We start from the raw sequence: 15,910 nt of genomic DNA, 5'->3' as shown, positions 1-15,910 counted from the left end.
CTGTAGTCGGTCCCAAGGGTTGGGCTGTTCGCCCATTAAAGCGGTACGCGAGCTGGGTTCAGAACGTCGTGAGACAGTTCGGTCCCTATCCGTCGCGGGCGTAGGAAATTTGAGAGGAGCTGTCCTTAGTACGAGAGGACCGGGATGGACACACCTCTGGTGTACCAGTTGTTCTGCCAAGGGCATTGCTGGGTAGCTATGTGTGGACGGGATAAACGCTGAAAGCATCTAAGCGTGAAGCCCCCCTCAAGATGAGATTTCCCATCACGTAAGTGAGTAAGACCCCTGAGAGATGATCAGGTAGATAGGTTGGAAGTGGAAGTATAGCGATATACGGAGCGGACCAATACTAATCGGTCGAGGACTTAACCAAAGCAATACCCGGTGTACGAAGGTAAGCAAACGAAAACACTTTTGACTTTATCCAGTTTTGAGAGTCCAACGGACTTTCGATTGAAATTGTGTGGTGATGAGGGCAAGAAGGTCACACCTGTTCCCATGCCGAACACAGAAGTTAAGCTTCTTAGCGCCGATGGTAGTGAAGGGATTCCCTTTGTGAGAGTAGGACGTTGCCACGCAACCAAAAAGACATCATCTTCGGATGGTGTCTTTTTTTGTATTTGTGGTTAAGTTTGATTAACAAATGGTTGTTTGACAAATCGTGTGGATGCTTCAAAATGAAGTTTCTTCTGGAATGGACGGGTTTGCTTGGAGCATGGGACCGCCAATAAGCCTGTATTCTTACCGGATTTCAAGCTTCAAAGAAACCATAATCGCTGAAGCGTTAATGGTTTCTAATTCTCATTGAATCCTATACAGGGCCACAAGCAACAATAGTTTGATTCAGCTATCAACACTAAAAATTATAGACCTAATAAATTGTGTCACGTGAAACAATTTGAAAAATACAACTAGAGTAAGAAACTATTCTTTTTCTCTATACGATAAATAGATAGAGACGATCCCTAATGAAAATAAACAAAACGCATAAAAATTAAAAACATTATTGAAGCCTGCAGAAGAGGATTGTTCTAATCCATACATATAAACATGCAGCCACAAAGCACAACAAATAGCAATAACGCCACTTAAAAATTTCATGTAACTGGGAACTCCTTTCCTGAAAAAAATGATAGGGAGCAGATTATGTACTACATCAACCATAAAAACACACTCTTAAAGTTAGCTTTTCACACTAACTTTAAGAGTGTGTTACGATTCGATTTTATTATCTATTTTATTAGTAGTTGATGACTTCTTGAGTATCTGTATCAAAAAAATGTGCTTTGTTTAAATTAAAGGATAAATCAATAAATTCTCCAGGATTATGGAAGTCTCTAGCATCAACTTTTGAAATAAATTCTGTGCCATCAACTTTAGTATAAAGCATAGTCTCTGCTCCAAGTAATTCAGATACGACAACTTCAGCATGAACGATACTATTTGGATTAGCATCTAAAACAATTTGTTCACTGTGAATGTCTTCAGGACGAATACCAAAAATAAGTTTCTTACCTTCATAACCTTTAGTTGCAAGGTTTTTTGCATTTCTTTCGTCAAGTGTGATAGATAACCCTTGACCATTAGAGATAATATTATTTGTTAAAGTAACATCGAAGAAATTCATTGCCGGAGATCCAATAAATCCTGCAACGAAAACGTTAACTGGTGTATTATAGACTTCTTTAGGTGTTCCGATTTGCTGAACGAATCCGTCTTTCATGATAACGATACGATCTGCCATCGTCATTGCTTCTGTTTGATCATGTGTTACATAAATCGTAGTTGTGTTTAAACGACGATGTAATTTTGCGATTTCAGCTCGCATTGCTACACGTAATTTAGCATCTAAATTCGATAGAGGTTCATCCATTAAGAATACTTTAGCATCACGAACGATAGCACGTCCTAAAGCAACACGTTGACGTTGTCCACCAGATAGTGCAGCAGGTTTACGTTTCAAGAACTCTGTTAATCCTAAAATTTCAGCAGCTTCTTCAACACGTTGTTTGATTTCTTCTTTTTTGTACTTACGTAATTTTAAACCAAAAGCCATATTATCATATACCGTCATATGAGGATATAAAGCATAGTTTTGAAAAACCATTGCGATATCGCGATCTTTAGGAGCAACATCATTAACTAGTTTATCTCCAATATATAATTCTCCTTCTGAGATATCTTCTAATCCAGCAACCATACGTAAAGTAGTTGATTTTCCACATCCTGAAGGTCCAACAAATACAATGAATTCACGATCCTTTATATTTAAGTCAAAGTTTGTTACTGAATAATTTTCGTTATTTTCATATTTTTTATTAATATTTTTAAGTGCGATTTCTACCATTCTATTCACATTTCCTCTCTATTAATAGCTAATTTCTTATAATGTAATCATAATGTAAACGCTATTTTTTCAAAAGGGGAATCTGCACAAAACAACTAAGCGCTATTTGTGCAAGTTGCCCATAGATGGATTAAGAGGTAATTGAATAGAGTGAATCGCTAGTTAGCGTATTTTTTGTTATAATTAAACAGTTACCGAATAGGATATGAAATGAGGAAATTTTAAAATATGGAAAAGAAACGTGGATTTGAAGTAATAACAGCTTATAAAACGAAAGAGATTCATTTACCAATAAGAGCAACAAATCATGCAGCAGGCTATGATTTTGAAGCAGCAGAGGATATCATAGTACCTTCTATTTGGAAAGTTATAGTAAAAAGCATTGCCCGGGTAATAAAACAAAAGAATACAGATGTAACATTTATAGAAGAAGATAAAAAGTATTTAAAATCAACATTAGTCCCAACCGGTATCAAAGCATACATGGGAGAAGATGAGTATTTACAATTAGCCAATCGTTCAAGTAACCCAATTAAACATCAATTGATCTTACCAAATGGAGTCGGTATTATTGATTCAGATTATTACAATAATGAAAATAATGAGGGGCATATCTATTTTCAGTTTATTCATTATGGATTAACCGATCATGTAATAAAAAAAGGAGATCGAATTGGCCAAGGTATATTTATGTCATTTTTAAAAGCCGATACGGACAAAGCAAATGGGAAAGTTCGTTCAGGTGGTTTTGGTTCTTCGGGTAGATAATAGAATCATTTGAGTAGAAGGATGATATGGTTTTCCTGAATGATTAAAATGTTGAATCGATTTATGAATAGGTATAAGCAGGTAAAGCAAGATTATGAATTTCTGTTGAAGAATGCTTGAATTTATCTGCCTTTTGTCTGTTTCAATGCCTATTCTAATCGCATTTATGTTAAAATAAGATAAATCGTTTTTAAAAACTCAGAAGGTGAGGCTGAATAAGTGGCAAAAAAAAAAATCACTAAATTTGTCTGCCAAGCATGTGGGTATGAATCGCCAAAATGGATGGGACGCTGTCCAAACTGTGGTAGTTGGAATCAAATGGAAGAAGAAATAGTAGCGGATAAAAATGATCGTAGAAGTCGTGTAAGTATGACTGGTAAAACCGCTAAAGCTGAAGCAATTCAAGACATCACAGTATCTAAAGTCCCTAGAGTAAAAACAAAGCTAAAAGAATTAAATCGTGTTTTAGGCGGCGGAGTGGTGCCGGGCTCGTTGGTTTTAATAGGTGGAGATCCTGGTATTGGGAAATCAACACTCTTACTGCAAGTTTCAGCACAGTTGAATTTAGCTGGCGGAAAAGTTTTATATGTAAGTGGGGAAGAAAGCTCAAGTCAAATTAAAATGCGTGCGAACCGTTTGGGTGTAAAAGGTGCAGATTTTTATATTTACCCTGAAACGGATATGGGTGCGATAAGGCAAACAATTGAGGACTTAAAGCCTGATTATGTTATTATTGATTCTATTCAAACAATGAATCAAGCAGACATTACCGGAGCAATAGGAAGTGTTTCTCAAGTTAGAGAAAGCACAGCTGATTTATTGAAAATTGCCAAAACGAATAACATTGCTATTTTTATTGTAGGACATGTTACAAAAGAAGGATCTATTGCTGGTCCACGAATGTTGGAGCATATGGTAGATACGGTATTGTACTTTGAAGGCGAAAGACATCATACTTTTCGTATTTTAAGAGCAGTTAAAAACAGATTTGGTTCAACTAATGAAATTGGGATCTTCGAAATGCGCGAAGGCGGTTTGGTAGAAGTGCTGAACCCTTCGGAAATGTTTCTCGAAGAACGTTTATCTGGAGCGACAGGTTCCGCTGTAGTAGCCTCCATGGAAGGTTCGCGTCCCATTTTAGCTGAAATCCAGTCGTTGATCACTCCTACTGCTTTTGGTAATGCTCGGCGGACAGCTAGTGGATTAGATTATAACCGTGTATCTTTAATTATGGCTGTTCTAGAGAAGAGAGCAGGACTGATGCTGCAAAACCAAGATGCCTATTTAAAATCAGCAGGCGGCGTTAAATTGGATGAACCAGCTATCGACTTAGCTATCGCCATTAGTGTGGCATCCAGTTATCAGGAAAAAGAAACAAAAGAAACCGATTGTTTTATTGGAGAAATTGGCTTAACTGGGGAAATCAGACGAGTCAGCCGGATTGAACAACGGGTAAATGAAGCTGCTAAATTAGGGTTTAAACGAATCATGATTCCCAAAAACAATATAGGCGGTTGGTCTTTTCCAGAAAATGTAGAGGTTATTGGTGTTGTGACGATAGCTGAAGCTATAAAGAAAGCTTTTTCTTAAGGATAAACTAAGCAATAAAAAATAAAATGGGCAAGTTCCTGTCTTTTCATATAAGACAGGAATACCATTTATGAAGGAGGAATAGTTTTGGTTAAAAAAATCATAACCGGTATATTTATTCTTATCGGTGGAAGTATTGGAGCAAGTTTAATGCCAATTGCATGGAATATGGCAGGGGTTGAAAATCCATATGTTAACAATGTAGTCACGAATATTCTGATTGGTGCTATTATATTTTTATTTATTTCTTTTTTATCGGTGACGTACATTGAACAAGCATTTAGAAAGATCGAAACTTTTTTAAGTCAACAAAGTGTAACCTATTTATTATTTGGGAGTTTAGGAACAATCATAGGATTGGTGCTGGCTTGGCTAATTAGTGTGGTTCTAATTGGTATGAATATTCGAGTTGTTAGTGATGTAATCCCTATTATCTTAGTTATAGGTTTTGCTTATTTAGGTTTCCGCGTTGGGACAACTCGCCGAGATGAATGGCGTAAGCTATTCCAGGTAAAAACAAAAAGAAATACCGAAGATGAAGATGGGAAAGTCTTAGAGCGGCTAGCAGATGAAACATTCCGTAAATATAAAATACTAGATACTAGTGTGATTATTGACGGAAGAATTTACGATATTGCCAAAACAGGTTTTCTTGAAGGAACAATCTTGATCCCTAACTTTGTATTACAAGAATTGCAATACATTGCAGATTCATCGGACAGCTTGAAGCGAGTGCGTGGACGTAGAGGGTTAGATATACTAAACGCTTTGCAAAAAGAAGATGATATGCAAGTTGAAATGTATGATGGCGATTTTGAAGATATCACAGAAGTCGACAGTAAACTGATTAAGCTGGCAAAATTATTAGATGGGGTTGTAGTCACGAATGATTACAATTTAAATAAAGTAAGTGAATTTCAAAATGTGCCCGTATTAAATATCAACGAATTGGCTAATGCAGTAAAACCAGTTGTAATCCCTGGTGAAAATATGACGGTCATGATCGTTAAAGCTGGAACAGAACGTAGCCAAGGAGTAGCATACTTAGATGACGGAACAATGATCGTTGTTGAAGAAGGCCAACACTTTATGAACAAAACAATTGAAGTTGTCGTAACCAGTGCGCTTCAAACAGCAGCTGGACGAATGATATTTGCAAAACCGGTTCATTCTCAAAAAGGCATTAAAGATAAAGATTAGGAGCTGGTGCGATGAATAAGGACTATGAGCTGATATTATTGGCAGCTGGTCACGGAAGACGCATGAGATCTTCTAAGAATAAAATTTTATTGCCTTTACTAGATAAGCCGTTGATTGAATACCCATTGACTTTATTTTTGAAAGATGAAAATTGTAGTCACATTATTCTAGTTGTAAAAGAAGATGAGGTTAAGCTGATCACGGACTTGTTGCAACAAGAACAGATGTCTAATGAAAAGTCGATTACCATCGCTATAGGTGGCACAGAGCGACAGCATAGCGTTTATAAAGGACTGCAAAAATTGAAAAATAAAACATCATCAGGTCTTGTAATGATTCATGATGGCGCAAGGCCCTTCATTGAACAGCAAGCTATTGATCAATTAAATGAAGCAGCTCAAAAAACCGGAGCAGCTATTTTAGGAGTTCCGGCAAAAGACACGATCAAAGCTGTTCACTCAGACCATACAGTTAAGATTACATTGCCAAGAAGTGAGTTATGGCAAATCCAAACTCCTCAAGCATTCGATAGTTCAGTCGTTTTGCAAGCACATGAAAAAGCCAGAACAGATAATTTTTTAGGAACAGATGATGCGTCATTAGTTGAACGATTGGAAAAGGCTGTTCTAGTAGTGGAAGGATCTTATGACAATATAAAAATTACCACTCCTGAAGATATGGTAACTGGAAAAGCTATTTTGCTTCATAGAGAACAGCAAGATAAGTAGAAGAAGAAGGAGGTTAGGTTATGATTCGTGTAGGACAAGGGTATGATGTCCATCAGTTTGTCAGTGATAGATGCTTAGTCATTGGTGGAGTAACCCTTCCTTTTGAATATGGATTAGAAGGTCATTCTGATGCCGATGTGCTCATTCATGCTATTATAGATGCTCTTTTAGGAGCTGGGGGTAAAGGAGATATAGGTCACCATTTTTCCGATACTGATGCTCAATTTAAAGATGTGGACTCGAGAGAGTTGCTCCGTAAAGTATGGAGCGAACTGAAAATAGAAGGTTATACGATTGGCAACATCGATGCCACAATCGTAGCTGAAAACCCGAAGATGGCTCCTTATTTAGAGAAAATGAAAGAAAACATAGCTTATGATTGTCAAACAAGTATCCAACATGTTAACGTTAAAGCGACAACTTCTGAAACAATGGGTTTTATTGGACGAAATGAAGGTATTGCAGCAATGGCAATTTGCTTATTAGAAAGGCAAGATAACAAGCCATCACTCCTTTAATTCTAGTTAGTAAAGTTAGGTTCAGTAGATATAAAAAATAGAAAGAAAAGAGGATATAAATTATGACAAAAAAAGTTCGAGTACGCTATGCGCCAAGCCCAACAGGACATCTACATATTGGGAATGCTCGTACAGCATTATTCAATTATTTATTCGCACGACACAATGGTGGAGACTTTATCATCCGTATTGAGGATACTGATCTAAAACGCAATATTGAAGGTGGAGAAGCCAGCCAGTTAGAAAACTTGAAATGGTTAGGAATGGATTGGGATGAAAGTCCAGATAGTCCAGGAGAATTTGGTCCTTACCGCCAATCTGAACGTAGAGAGATCTACGATCCATTGGTTGAACAATTATTGTTAAGCAATCGTGCGTACAAATGTTACTGTTCAGAAGAAGAGTTAGAAGAAGAACGTGAAGCACAAAGAGCTAGAGGAGAAATGCCTCATTACAGCGGGAAATGTGCAAACCTAACAGCTAAGGAACAAAAAGAAAAAGAAGCAGCAGGTATTGAGCCAGTTATTCGTTACCGTGTGATTAAAGAAAACACGTACAATTTTGAAGATATCGTAAAAGGCCACATTTCTTTTGAAGCAGAAAGTATTGGTGGAGATTTCGTGATTGTAAAACGTGATGGTATGCCGACATATAACTTTGCAGTGGCTGTAGATGATCATTTTATGGAAATTACACATGTTTTACGTGGAGATGACCATATTGCGAACACACCAAAACAATTAATGATTTATGAAGCATTTGGATGGGAAGCTCCTCAATTTGGACACATGACATTAATTATCAATAGTGAAACAGGTAAAAAATTAAGCAAACGTGATGGCAATATTCTTCAATTTATTGAACAATACCGTGAATTAGGTTACTTGCCAGAAGCGATGTTTAATTTTATTTCTTTATTAGGATGGTCACCTGTTGGAGAAGAAGAGATCTTTGATCATAATACATTTGTTGAAATGTTCGATCCTGCACGTTTAAGCAAATCACCAGCTGCATTTGATGCTAAAAAATTAGAATGGATCAATAATCAATACATGAAACAAGCTGATTTAGAAACAGTAACAGCATTAGCTTTACCCCATTTAATCAAAGCTGGTTACGTTGAAGAAAACGCATCATCAGAGAAATTAGAATGGGTTCAAAAAGTTGTTAGCCTATACCATGAACAAATGAGTTACGGGGCAGAAATTGTTGAACTATCAAGTTTGTTCTTTAGTGAAGAACCCGCAATCGATAGTGTAGCAAAAGAAGTTTTAGAAGGTGAAACAGTTTCAGAAGTTTTAAAAGCTTTCTCTAAACAATTAGATGAAATTACGCCTTTTGATGCAGATGAAATCAAAAAAGCGATTAAAACAGTACAAAAAGAAACCGGAATTAAAGGGAAGAACCTCTTTATGCCTATTCGTGTAGCTGTTACAGGACAATCACATGGACCGGAAATTGGACCAACGATCGAACTACTTGGCCGCGAAAAAGCTCAAGCACATCTACAAGCAGCACTAGCAAAACTATAATCTTAAACCAAAAAATAAATTGAATAAAATGAAAAACAATGATGAGAAAGAGTAACCCAATAAAAATCTAAAGAGAGTCTGTAGTGGTGGAAGCAGACGATGGCTATTGGGTGAAGTGCATCTCTGAGTTATAGGGTTGAAAAAAGTAGTAGACTCTTATCGGTTAACACTCGTTACAGTGTCAAAGGTTGCCTAGTCTAATCAATAGAAATAAGGCGATAAAGAAAAGTGGAACCACGCAACAGCGTCTTTTATAATATAAGAGACGCTGTTTTTTTGTAAAAAAAAATAAGGTGGAATAATCTATGAGGAGATTAAGAGAAGACATTCAAACAATCAAACAGAATGATCCTTCAGTTAAAAGTACACTTGAAATCCTATTAACGTACCCTAGTTTCTATGCAATCATTTTTCATCGATGGGCACATTTTTTGTATCAGCGGAATGCATTTTTATTGAGTCGTATTATTGCAAATTTTTCTCGTTTTTTAACGGGAATTGAAATTCATCCTGGAGCTACAATAGGCAAGAGACTCTTCATCGATCATGGTATGGGTGTTGTGATTGGTGAAACGGCTAGTGTTGGAGATGACGTCATTATTTTTCATGGGGTGACTTTAGGTGGAACAGGAAAAGACAAAGGGAAGCGTCATCCAACAATTGGAAATAATGTATTGTTATCTGCATATGTGCAGGTTTTAGGACCTATAACAATAGGTAATGATTCAAAGATAGGCGCCTCAGCAGTTGTCTTAGAAACGGTGCCACCTAATTCAACTGCAGTAGGTATTCCTGCTAAAGTAGTGAAAATAAATGGAAAAAAAATCCCTCATTAATTGTGTCTTTAAGTAGAAAAGGAGAGTAGCTATGCTAAAAATTTATAATACGTTAACAAGAGAGAAAGAAGAGTTCGTTCCAATAGAAGAAGGAAAAGTAAAGATGTATGTTTGTGGACCAACAGTTTATAATTATATTCATATTGGAAATGCGCGTAGTACCGTTGCATTTGATACGGTCAGACGCTACCTTGAATATCGCGGATATGATGTAGCGTATATTTCAAACTTTACTGATGTAGATGATAAAATTATTCGCACAGCAAAAGAGTTGGATTTAACTGCTCAAGAAGTAGCTGATAAATTTATTGAAGCCTATCACGCAGATACGCATGCTTTAGGAGTAGAAGAAGCCACTCATCATCCACGTGTAATGGAAAACATGCCTGAAATTATTGATTTTATAGCAGTACTGGTAAAAAAAGGGTATGCTTATGAAGTAGAAGGAGATGTTTATTACCGTACAAGGAAATTTAAAGATTATGGTAAACTAAGCGACATCTCAATTGACGAATTGGAAGTTGGAGCAAGTAATCGTTTAACTGCTCAAGAAAACAATAAAAAAGAAGACCCATTAGACTTTGCTTTATGGAAATCAGCTAAAGCAGAAGAAATTAGTTGGGAATCACCTTGGGGAGCAGGTCGTCCAGGTTGGCATATTGAATGTTCTGTTATGGCTACAAAATATTTAGGGGACACGATTGATATCCATGCGGGAGGACAAGATTTAACATTTCCCCATCATGAAAATGAGATTGCTCAAAGTGAAGCTAAAACTGGACACCCATTTGCTCACTACTGGATGCACAATGGTTTTGTAACCATGGATAATGAAAAGATGAGTAAATCAATAGGGAATGTTGTTTTGGTGCACGATATTATTAAACAAGTAGACCCTCAGATCGTCCGTTTCTTTATGGCAACGACTCAATACCGTAGGCCCATTAGTTACAATGAAACAACTATCGAAGAAGCTAGAGCCAATTTATCAAAAATAAAAACAGCTTATGATAATGCAATGTACCGGTTGAAAGATGCAGTAGAAACAGAGGCAGATGATCAAGAACAATTGAATCAATTCACATCATTCAAAGAAAATTTCATAAAAGAAATGGATGATGACTTTAATTCTGCCAACGGTATTACAATCGTTTATGAAATGGCTAAAGCAATGAACATTTATAGCGAACGTTCTGTTGTTTCTAAAGTTGTTCTTGAAGCCATGATGAATCAGTTTCAAGAACTAGTCCAAATTTTTGGTATTGCATTTGCGGCAACAGAATTATTGGATGAAACAATTGAGCAATTGATCGAAGACAGAAATGCAGCACGTGCAGCAAAAAATTTCCAACGCAGTGATGAAATTAGAGACCAGTTAAAAGAAGAGGGCATTATTTTAGATGATACCCCTCAAGGTACTAGATGGAGAAGAGGATAATAAACACATGACAGAAAAAAATTGGGCATTATTAAATGGATTAGCGTTGGCTTATGTAGGAGATGCTATATATGAAACCTATATTCGCGATTATCTAGTCGGACAAGGCTACACGAAACCAAGCCAATTGCACAAAACAGCTACACATTTTGTTTCGGCAAAAGCACAAAGTTTCTTGATGCATGAAATGTTAGCGGTAGAAGATTTTTTGACAGAAGAAGAAGTGACAATGTATAAACGAGGTAGAAATTCTAAAAGTTACACTTCAGCAAAAAATGCGGATATCACAACGTATCGGGTAGCTACTGGATTTGAATCATTAATGGGCTATCTACACTTAGCAAAACGAACGGAACGTATGGAAGAATTGATTCAATGGTGTATTAAAAAAGTGGAGGCTACAAAAGATGACAAGAGATAATAAAAATTTTGGCAAACGTAATAACCAACCAAATAAACAATCCTTTACAAAAAGACCAGCTAGACAAACGGTAAAGCCGGTTGAGGATAGAGTAGAAGAACAAGAGACTGATCGTGATTTAGTAGCCGGTAGACTGCCAGCTATTGAAGTGTTGAAATCAGAACGTGACATCAATAAAATTTTTCTACAAGAGGGTTTAAGCGGATCGAAAATGGAAGAGATTCAAAATTTAGCTAAAAAACGCAGTGTTCAAATCTCATTTGTGCCTAAGTCTAAATTGGATCAACTAGTAGATGGTATGAATCACCAAGGAGTAGTTGTGGCAGCATCTGCTTTTCAATACGCAACAATTGATGATTTATTCGCAGTAGCCGCTCAAAAAAATGAAGATCCCTTTTTTATTCTTTTGGATGGCGTTGAAGATCCACATAACTTAGGTTCAATTATGCGAACAGCTGATGCTATTGGAGCACATGGAATCATTATTCCAAAAAGACGTGCTGTTGGTTTAACGGCAACCGTAGCTAAAGCTTCAACAGGGGCGATAGAGCATGTGCCGGTTGCACGTGTAACGAATCTTGTACAAGCAATCAAAGAATTAAAAGAGCGTGGATTATGGTTGTATGGAACGGACATGGAAGGACAAGATTACCGTCAATGGGAGACTACTTTACCTATAGGGTTAGTGATGGGGAACGAAGGAAAAGGAATTTCTCGTTTAGTCAAAGAACAAATGGACGGCATGGTTACCATACCAATGACTGGGCATGTTCAAAGTTTGAATGCTAGTGTAGCAGCAAGCTTATTGATGTATGAAGTGTACCGTGGACGAAATAAAATTTAACTAAAAAACTAAAAGGGAAGGGGGTCAAATATCATGAAAAGAGAGTTGTTAATAGTGGATGGATACAACATTATTGGGGCATGGCCACACTTAGTAAAACTAAAGAACCAAGATAAATTGGAAGATGCTCGAGACTCTTTATTGCACGAATTATCCAATTACCAAAAATATACCGGTATAGATATTTATGTGGTATTTGATGCCCAATTTGTTCCTGGAATTCAACAATCGTATAAAAAATATCAATTATTGGTTATTTTCACGAAAGAAGGAGAAACTGCGGATAGTTATATTGAACGCATTGTTGGCAAAGAAAGTACTCTGTTAACACAAGTAACTGTTGCAACAAGTGATCTTGCAGAACAATGGATCATTTTCCAAAAAGGTGCTTTAAGAAAATCGGCTAATGAACTTTTTAGTGATGTTAAACGCATTAAAAAAGCCATTGAGGCAGATGCACAACAGTACCGTTTACAGAATTATCGAAGAAATTCGCCTTGGTCGCATAACCAAATAGATAGACTAGAAAAACTGAGAGATGATTTAACAAAGCATTAGAATAAGGAATATGTTATTTTGAAAGTTTTCGAGAATGGTAGACAATCTAAATAACTTATGTTATTCGTCGAATTACACTACTATAGCCACTAGAGGGAGGGACAGTTTTGGCAGATGAAGATGAAAAAATTTATCTTATGAGTGAAGAAGAATTGATTCGCATGATTAAAAACGGAGATGGGTATCCATTCAAAATTTTATTTAAGCGTTATCATCCCTTAGTAACAAAATTGACGAAAGAATACTACCTTAAAAGTTATGAGTTAGAGGATTTATGGCAAGAAGCGCGAATAGTCTTTCACAAAACGATTCAAACGTATGATCAAGATAAAGGGCACACGTTCGGAAACTTCTACAAATTAAATTTTAAACACCATATTTTTAGCTTGATTCGAAAAGATATGGCTAAGAAACGAAGAATAGAAAAAATCGCTGAGTCATTAGATGGTATGATAGAAAAAGGAATGAGTCCTCAATACATAATGAATGGAAAAGAAGGACTATCCGCGTTAGATATCTTACAAGTTAAAGAAAAATTAGCAGGGTATCACCACACATTGTCAAAGCTAGAACAAAAGGTATTTTCTCCTTATTTAAAGAATAAAGAAATAGATGAGATCGCTGAGCGATTGCAGTGTGATAGTCTGCAAATAAAAAATGCTTTAGATCGTTGTAAGCGCAAAATGAAACTAGTACTAGAATCTTAGTTGGTTCTTAACGTAATAAAAATGCGACTAAATGATAACGCTTTCTCAAAAGATTGGATCCATCCACAATAAATAGTCTACCATTCTCGTAAGATTTCAAATAAAAGACAAGTTATCGGAAAAAAACCGATAACTTGTCTTTTATTTTTTTACTCTAGGGGGCAGTACACGATTAATCAATAAGTCAGATCAAATCGTTCTATCTAATAATGACAGGGTTAAGTTACGGATCATTTCTTTTTCTGAACTATCCGGTAATTGATCAATTCGTTTTAAAGCTTTATCGGTATACTTTTCAGCTAAACGTTTTGCTTCATCTAAACCACCAGAATGTATGACAAGTTGTTGGATTTTTTTTGTTTCTTCATTTGTTAGCTGATCTTTTTTTTCAAGCAACTCTTTAAAAGGAGCATTTTTTTCACGCATAGCATAAATAAGAGGAGCAGAATAAATGCCTTGTCTTACGTCTTCTAGAACAGGCTTTCCAAAACCATCTGTGGTTTGAGTATAGTCTAAAATATCATCTTTGATTTGAAATGCCATTCCGATATGACTTCCAATATAATAGCAATTTCGAGCAAATCGTTCAGTTTGTCCACTCTCTAAAGCTCCAGAGTAACAAGAAAGTGCAAATAATTGAGCCGTTTTACCAGATATTTGAGTCAAATAATTGCGAATCGTTATTTTTTGATTGTATCTTAAATGCATTTGATCAATTTCACCCATCAAGATTTTTTCCATCCCTTTAGTGTTGATCTGCATTTGTTTCATAGAATTAGAATAGTCTGTTATTAATTTAAATGAAACAGTAAATAAATAATCACCAGCATATACTGCAATGTCTTTGCCGTATTTTGATTGAATCGTTTGTTGGCCACGTCTTTTAGGTGAATCATCAATAACATCATCATGGATTAAAGTTGCCATGTGCAACACTTCAATAGCTGCAGCAAAAGCACGTGCTCGTTTAGGGTCGTGATCTTCTCCAAAAGTTGAAAAAAGCAAAGTATAAGCTGGGCGAACCAATTTGCCACCAGTGTTCATCATATCAACTAAAGCATGTTCAATAGATTTATTTCGCAAATGAATTCTTGAATCTATCAATTCAATGGTTTGTATTAATTCAGATTGTAATTCAGGGTAGGCTTCCCACATAGGATGAATCTGCATGTGTATTCCCCTTTCATTTCATAAAGTTATGGCATAGTATTTAAAAGTTTACATAAGTGGTGTTTCGACGCTTTGTCTTATCGGATTGTTGTGTCTGATGTTGGAAGTCTTTTAAGGTGCGTACATGAGTCATCAAATAATTAGCAGCAATGCCGATAGCGATACCGGATAAAATACCCATAAAAGATAAAATCGGTAAGTACAGCATAACCGTCCATGTTTGAGCAATCCAGCTTGCGACAGCTAGTTGACCAACATTATGCAAAATACCACCTGTAGCACTTATCCCAATGATACTGACACGTTTTGGACCAAGTTGTTTGACTAGTAACATGCCAACATAACTGAGTAAAGCTCCAGCGCAACTATACATAAAGGTTGATAATGTACCACCTAAAAGTGTGGTCATAATAAGTCTCATCCACACTACTGTGAAACTATCCTTTAGCGGTAAAGTAAAGATAGCGACAATAGTGATTAGGTTAGCGATACCAAGTTTTGCACCTGGAGCAAAAGCAAAAGGAAAAGGAATACTTCGTTCGACTAAGCTTAAGATAACAGCTTGAGCTGCCAATAATGCAATATACACAAGTTTTTGATTTCTAGTCATAAACACCAGCCCTTATCTACTATAAAATGAGTTTAACTAAATGATTGCTTGTTTTAATAATTGAATAAAAATAACAAGAGACAAAGAAGAACAACAATTGGATTCTTCCTTCTATCTTAACATTTTTTCTAGTTTGGCACATGAGTTAGTGACTTTTTTAGACATAATAAAATGAGTGGAGGTAGAGAGACCTACCTTCACTCACCCATTCATACTATAGTAAACTTAAATTTTTATTTATATAAAGATCTTGGTGTTCCATACCACCATTTACCGGCAACTTTTTGAATCCATGGAATCACGTAGTAGTCTAAACCAAACGCACGACCAGAACCATTCATCAAAGCGATAGCTGCAAAGACAAACCAAATGTTGACCCAGTAGAACATACCAGATAAAGCAAAGCTGACAACTAAAGCAACGGTAGCAGCACTAGCTAACCAAGTGAATAAACCGGCAATTAAAGCCAGACCAATAGCAATTTCCACACAAGTCATGAACTTTTGGAAAATTAGAGCTACTTCAGGAGTAGGGATCATAAATTCCATAATACTGTTAAACCAATCAGGAGCTTTTGAGAAAACCATCATAGGTTCTTCGCCATATACGTAGCTCAGACCAAAGATAGGTTTTGCAACTTCCG

Annotated in this window: 17 protein-coding genes, 2 rRNA genes and 1 other annotated feature; of the genes, 14 read left to right on the top strand and 5 right to left on the bottom strand. The window is 36.3% G+C overall.

Annotation, left to right across the window (positions count from 1 at the left end; translation table 11 throughout):
* Together ABS911_RS11120 and rrf are read left to right on the top strand one after the other, a co-directional pair.
* A 23S ribosomal RNA gene (locus ABS911_RS11120) occupies positions 1 to 373 on the top strand; the annotation flags it as partial.
* A gap of 89 nt (positions 374 to 462) precedes the next feature.
* Positions 463 to 578: ribosomal RNA gene (rrf, locus tag ABS911_RS11115) — 5S ribosomal RNA — on the top strand.
* Positions 579 to 924: 346 nt separating this feature from the next.
* Here the strand turns inward: rrf and ABS911_RS11110 are convergent.
* Both ABS911_RS11110 and ABS911_RS11105 read right to left on the bottom strand, forming a co-directional pair.
* The gene (locus tag ABS911_RS11110; protein WP_350467645.1) at positions 925 to 1,101 is read right to left on the bottom strand and encodes a hypothetical protein; all 177 of its coding nucleotides are present in this window, start codon (positions 1,099 to 1,101) and stop codon (positions 925 to 927) included.
* A 139-nt stretch (positions 1,102 to 1,240) separates the two neighbouring features.
* Positions 1,241 to 2,347 carry an ABC transporter ATP-binding protein gene (locus tag ABS911_RS11105; RefSeq protein ID WP_350467646.1) on the bottom strand — a complete coding sequence of 369 codons (1,107 nt, stop codon included), beginning with the start codon at positions 2,345 to 2,347 and terminating at the stop codon, positions 1,241 to 1,243.
* Between the two features lie 228 nt (positions 2,348 to 2,575).
* Between ABS911_RS11105 and ABS911_RS11100 the strand changes: the two genes are divergently transcribed.
* The 12 genes from ABS911_RS11100 to ABS911_RS11045 all read left to right on the top strand — a co-directional run bounded on the left by ABS911_RS11100 (position 2,576) and on the right by ABS911_RS11045 (position 13,487).
* A complete protein-coding gene (locus tag ABS911_RS11100) occupies positions 2,576 to 3,115 on the top strand; it encodes a dCTP deaminase/dUTPase family protein (protein ID WP_350467644.1) in 540 nt (179 codons plus the stop codon).
* 219 nt (positions 3,116 to 3,334) lie between these two features.
* Complete coding sequence (radA, locus tag ABS911_RS11095) at positions 3,335 to 4,705, top strand: DNA repair protein RadA (protein ID WP_350467643.1); 1,371 nt, start codon at positions 3,335 to 3,337, stop codon at positions 4,703 to 4,705.
* An 87-nt stretch (positions 4,706 to 4,792) separates the two neighbouring features.
* Entirely contained in the window at positions 4,793 to 5,905 is a 1,113-nt protein-coding gene (locus tag ABS911_RS11090) for a PIN/TRAM domain-containing protein (RefSeq protein ID WP_350467642.1), read from the top strand.
* Between the two features lie 11 nt (positions 5,906 to 5,916).
* Positions 5,917 to 6,633, top strand: coding sequence for a 2-C-methyl-D-erythritol 4-phosphate cytidylyltransferase (gene ispD, locus ABS911_RS11085; protein WP_350467641.1), 717 nt, complete (start codon positions 5,917 to 5,919; stop codon positions 6,631 to 6,633).
* A gap of 20 nt (positions 6,634 to 6,653) precedes the next feature.
* Complete coding sequence (ispF, locus tag ABS911_RS11080; RefSeq protein WP_350467640.1) at positions 6,654 to 7,151, top strand: 2-C-methyl-D-erythritol 2,4-cyclodiphosphate synthase; 498 nt, start codon at positions 6,654 to 6,656, stop codon at positions 7,149 to 7,151.
* Positions 7,152 to 7,213: 62 nt separating this feature from the next.
* Positions 7,214 to 8,683, top strand: coding sequence for a glutamate--tRNA ligase (gene gltX / locus ABS911_RS11075; RefSeq protein WP_350467639.1), 1,470 nt, complete (start codon positions 7,214 to 7,216; stop codon positions 8,681 to 8,683).
* 29 nt (positions 8,684 to 8,712) lie between these two features.
* Positions 8,713 to 8,938: a binding site (T-box leader), on the top strand.
* 50 nt (positions 8,939 to 8,988) lie between these two features.
* Positions 8,989 to 9,519, top strand: coding sequence for a serine O-acetyltransferase EpsC (epsC, locus tag ABS911_RS11070; RefSeq protein ID WP_350467638.1), 531 nt, complete (start codon positions 8,989 to 8,991; stop codon positions 9,517 to 9,519).
* Between the two features lie 31 nt (positions 9,520 to 9,550).
* Positions 9,551 to 10,957, top strand: coding sequence for a cysteine--tRNA ligase (gene cysS, locus ABS911_RS11065; RefSeq protein ID WP_350467637.1), 1,407 nt, complete (start codon positions 9,551 to 9,553; stop codon positions 10,955 to 10,957).
* 7 nt (positions 10,958 to 10,964) lie between these two features.
* The gene (locus tag ABS911_RS11060; RefSeq protein WP_350467636.1) at positions 10,965 to 11,378 is read left to right on the top strand and encodes a Mini-ribonuclease 3; all 414 of its coding nucleotides are present in this window, start codon (positions 10,965 to 10,967) and stop codon (positions 11,376 to 11,378) included.
* On the top strand, positions 11,365 to 12,222 hold the full coding sequence (rlmB, locus tag ABS911_RS11055) for a 23S rRNA (guanosine(2251)-2'-O)-methyltransferase RlmB (protein ID WP_350467635.1): 858 nt from the start codon (positions 11,365 to 11,367) through the stop codon (positions 12,220 to 12,222). The genes ABS911_RS11060 and rlmB overlap by 14 nt, the downstream gene beginning before the upstream one ends.
* 33 nt (positions 12,223 to 12,255) lie before the next feature.
* The gene (locus ABS911_RS11050) at positions 12,256 to 12,780 is read left to right on the top strand and encodes an NYN domain-containing protein (protein WP_350467634.1); all 525 of its coding nucleotides are present in this window, start codon (positions 12,256 to 12,258) and stop codon (positions 12,778 to 12,780) included.
* A 107-nt stretch (positions 12,781 to 12,887) separates the two neighbouring features.
* Complete coding sequence (locus ABS911_RS11045; protein WP_350467633.1) at positions 12,888 to 13,487, top strand: sigma-70 family RNA polymerase sigma factor; 600 nt, start codon at positions 12,888 to 12,890, stop codon at positions 13,485 to 13,487.
* 189 nt (positions 13,488 to 13,676) lie between these two features.
* Here ABS911_RS11045 and ABS911_RS11040 read toward each other — a convergent pair whose 3' ends face one another.
* From ABS911_RS11040 to ABS911_RS11030, 3 genes are all read right to left on the bottom strand, one after another.
* Positions 13,677 to 14,657 (bottom strand): polyprenyl synthetase family protein, encoded by a 981-nt coding sequence (locus ABS911_RS11040; RefSeq protein ID WP_350467632.1) that lies wholly within the window; start codon positions 14,655 to 14,657, stop codon positions 13,677 to 13,679.
* 40 nt (positions 14,658 to 14,697) lie between these two features.
* The gene (locus ABS911_RS11035; protein ID WP_350467631.1) at positions 14,698 to 15,267 is read right to left on the bottom strand and encodes a Gx transporter family protein; all 570 of its coding nucleotides are present in this window, start codon (positions 15,265 to 15,267) and stop codon (positions 14,698 to 14,700) included.
* Positions 15,268 to 15,500: 233 nt separating this feature from the next.
* Positions 15,501 to 15,910: TQO small subunit DoxD (locus ABS911_RS11030; protein ID WP_350467630.1), on the bottom strand; the 410-nt coding region annotated here is incomplete at its 5' end.

This window comes from Carnobacterium sp., from assembly GCF_040274425.1.
Note: the sequence above shows the minus strand (reverse complement) of the source record. Positions and strands in the feature narration are given on the sequence as shown.